The organism is Barnesiella sp. CU968 (assembly GCF_905219685.1).
Lineage (GTDB): Bacteria > Bacteroidota > Bacteroidia > Bacteroidales > Muribaculaceae > Lepagella > Lepagella muris_A.
In genome coordinates this window covers 1-4,146 of the sequence record NZ_CAJMXD010000263.1, presented here as the reverse complement: position 1 = coordinate 4,146, position 4,146 = coordinate 1, and the positions used below count along the sequence as shown (strand labels likewise).

Annotated in this window: 1 protein-coding gene and 1 pseudogene; both read left to right on the top strand. The window is 43.8% G+C overall.

Translation table 11 applies throughout. The features are described 5' to 3' along the window. Positions 1–306 precede the first annotated feature (306 nt). Positions 307–696 (top strand): annotated as a pseudogene (locus tag JX312_RS14340) (glycoside hydrolase); the annotation flags it as partial. Positions 697–1,251: 555 nt separating this feature from the next. Then, positions 1,252–3,189, top strand: a complete 1,938-nt coding sequence (locus JX312_RS09870; protein ID WP_239653884.1) for a glycoside hydrolase family 97 protein — start codon at positions 1,252–1,254, stop codon at positions 3,187–3,189. The last annotated feature ends 957 nt before the right edge of the window (positions 3,190–4,146 follow it).

The window sequence follows — 4,146 nt, the reverse complement described above, 5'->3', positions numbered from 1 at the left end:
AGGNNAGAAAATCGCGTAACCAACATGAATACAGAGTTTAACAATTTCGCATTAACAGATTTTAAGAGACGCCAGTGAGTGCCTATATTTGTGAAATGCAATAAAAATGTTTAACTTTGCGGAATAAGTGTAAAAAATACACTTAAACGCTTTCCAGGTTTGGCGACAAATTCTGCAGTCATATTATTGCAGTTATATTATAGCTGAATAAGATCTGTTATGACTGAATAAAATACGATAGCGGTCGCGTCTGCCAGACAATGTTAAACAACCTTAAAATTCACTTTAAAACTATAACAACTTACCATGACACGATGTTTATTGTCGCTGATGATTGTTTTTGCCGCCTTGTCAGTGTCGGCTAAAGGAAAAGTTCCTGCTGAGAAAGATATGGCAGGTTATCTCTTCGCTTATTTTACCGGAAACAACAATAATAAGGAGGAAGAGGCAATAAGGTTTGCGTTGAGTGATAACGGTTTTGATTACAAGGCACTTAACGGCAACAGACCTGTAATAAAATCTTCGCTTATAAGCGAGACCGGAGGTGTGAGGGATCCGCATATTCTTCGTGGTCCCGACAATTGTTTCTATATGGTTGTGACAGATATGGTCAGTGCCAGAGGGTGGGATTCCAACAGAGGAATGGTTCTGTTGAAATCGTGCGATCTGGTCAACTGGACTCATTCCGCAATCAATATCCAGAAGAAATACAGCGGGCAGGAGAATCTGAAAAGAGTATGGGCTCCCCAGACCATCTATGATCCCAAGGCAAAGAAATTCCTGATATATTGGTCAATGCAGCATGGCAACGGTCCAGATATAATATACTATGCTTATGCCAATAAAGATTTTACCGATATCGAAGGTGCTCCCAAACCGTTTTTTATTCCTCAGGACGGAAAGTCGTGTATCGATGGTGATATTGTCTATAAAGACGGTATATACCACCTCTTTTATAAGACAGAGGGTCATGGTAATGGCATAAAAGTTGCAACGACCAAAGATCTGACTTCCGGCAAATGGACAGAGTACCCTGATTATAAACAGCAGACAAAAGAGGCGGTTGAAGGAGCCGGAACATTCAAGCTAATCGGTGAAGACAGATATATTCTCATGTATGATGTATACATGAAGAAAGGGTATGATTTTACAGAATCTGTGGATTTGCAGAATTTCAAGAATGTCGAGCGTCCTGTAACCATGAATTTTCATCCGCGTCATGGCACGGTAATTCCGGTAACTGAAGATGAGATGAAACGTCTTCGCCAGAAATGGGGTGATGCGGAAAACGGCATTGCGGATGCTTCAGTCTGCAGTCCTGACGGCAAACTGAGGGTGGATGTAAAGACAAACGGAGGCGCTCCAGTATATAACGTATCTTACAATGGTGTGGTGATGCTTGAAGACTCTCCTTTGGGTATTGTGGCAGATTACGGAGATTTTTCGAAAGATCTCCGAATGATCGCACGGCATGACAACGAATGGCATAAGACTTATGTGAACGAAAGAATCAAAAAATCTTCGGTTAAATTCGATGCAAATTCTCTTACGTGCGAATTTAAGAATCCGAAAGGTGATAAAGTGGGTATTGAGTTTGTGGTTTCTGATAATGATGTGGCATTCAGATATAATCTCGCCAAACCCAAAGAAACTGGAGCTGCGAGAATAATGGCAGAGAAGACAGGTTTTCATATTCCGTCATACGCCACGGCATTTCTAACTCCTCAGAGCGATGCCATGATAGCATGGAAACGCACCAAACCGAGTTATGAGGAGGAATACATTATTGATGCGCCTCTTGACACCCGCTCACATTATGGACATGGTTTTACATTTCCGGGTCTTTTCCGCATCGGTGACAAAGGTTGGGTACTTCTGAGCGAAACTGGTGTAGACCGCAATTATTGTGGCTCCAGATTGACAGACAGAAAAGATGGAGTCTACTCCATCGCTTTTCCGATGCCGGAAGAAAACAACGGCAACGGCACCAGCGAGCCGGCGTTTGCCCTGCCCGGCTCGACTCCCTGGCGCACAGTCACTGTAGGTGCGGATCTCGCACCTATTATAGAGACCACCGCTCCTTGGAATACAGTTGAACCTCGTTATGAATCCAAACATACCTATAATCCTAATAAAGGAACGTGGAGCTGGATTGTATGGCAGGACAACAGTATCAATAAGAAAGACATCAAGAAGTTTATAGATCTTGCCGGTGCCATGGGTTATCCTTATACGCTTATTGACAACTATTGGGATCGTACGATAGGCCGTGACGGCATCATCGAACTGATGGAATATGGCAAGGATAAGGGTGTCACACCTCTTTTATGGTATAGCTCAAGCGGTTATTGGAATGATATCGAGCAGAGTCCGATCAACATAATGGATAATCCGATTACCAGAAAGAGAGAGATGGACTGGCTGCAAAGTATCGGAGTCAAAGGTATAAAAGTGGATTTCTTCGGAGGTGACAAGCAAGAGACAATGCGTCTGTATGAAGATATCCTCAGCGATGCCGATGATCACGGACTTATGGTGATATTCCATGGCTGCACGCTTCCTCGCGGCTGGGAACGCATGTATCCCAATTATGTCGGAAGCGAGGCGGTGCTGGCTTCGGAAAATATGGTTTTTAATCAACATTTCTGTGACAAGGAAGCTGAGAATGCCACACTGCATCCTTTTATAAGAAACACGGTCGGTGCAATGGAATATGGCGGAACCTTCCTGAACAAGAGACTGCACAGGACAAATGCCGAAGGCAATTATCGGCGCACGTCAGATGCTTTTCAGCTTGCTCTTGCCACAATATACCAGAGTCCCGCCCAGAACTTCGCACTTACTCCAAACAATCTGGAGGATGCCTCTCCTCTTGCTTTGGAATATATGCGGTCAGTTCCCACAAAATGGGATGAGACAAGATATGTGGCAGGTTATCCCGGACAGTATGCCGTTATTGCACGTAAAAGCGGAGGGAAATGGTATGTGGCAGGTATAAACGCCAGAAAAGAGCCTGTGTCATTGGAACTCAATCTTGACTTTATTCAGTCCGGAGAAGCTGTGGTTTATTCAGACGGCGAGGGTGATGCACTGATGAAAAATACCGTCTCTCTGAAAAATGGCAAGAAATCCGGAATAAGATATGCCGTAACCATTCCTTCAGAAAAAGGCTTTGTAATTGTTAAATAAGGAATTTGTTGAATAATATCAATAGTAACATCATGAAATTTGATGCTATCTTAAAAGTAGCTGTAGGCGCGTTTGCGCTTACAGCTTCGTTTGTTATAAACGCTGGCACATCCTGTAATATGCCGGATTCAGTGTTGTTGTTCTCATATTCAAAGGCTGACGGACGCAGTGGATTGCGGCTTGCCTGGAGTGAAGACGGCATTGTCTGGAATTCAATCGCCGATCCTGCCGGTCCGGCGGATGCCGCATATGATTTTGTTTCCTCCGATTTCGGTCCATGGGGAAGTCATAAAACCATGTTTGCCCCCCGTTTGTACAAAACTTCAGACGGTTGGATCGCCACATGGTATGTGTCAGATAAAAAGGAAACTATCGCATATGCGCGTTCTGCTGATCTTATTAATTGGGAACCACAGAAATATTCAAAGAAAGAGGATTCCTGCCGGTTGGGTTGTTGTGGTCTGAGACATGGTGAGCCCGCAGGCATCGAACTCGGAGGAAAGTGCGTATACGGCGAAATTATTAAAGTTCCATTTTCTCTGGTGAGAAATTTAACCGGTTATGTAAAGGAAAGAGGCAGCAGGCACAGACGCGAAAGTGAACTGATGAAGGATGACGGCAATCGGTTTGCGGGAATGAGCGGACTAACCGCTAATATATCGNNTGATGAAAGAAAAGCTCCATATCGTATCAGTGATAAACTGATCGGAATATTTTTTGAAGACATCAGTTATGCTGCTGACGGAGGTTTGTATGCCGAGTTGATTCAGAACCGCGATTTTGAATACGATTATTCTGAAAACCATAAGAAGGGGTGGGGATCATCTTATTCGTGGAATCTTTCCGATGCGGCAGGAAATCGTCTGAAAATGAATTTCTCTACCGACAATCCGTTGCATGAAAACAACCCGCACTATCTTGCCGTCAGTTCATATGCGAGACAGCAAAGACTTGAAA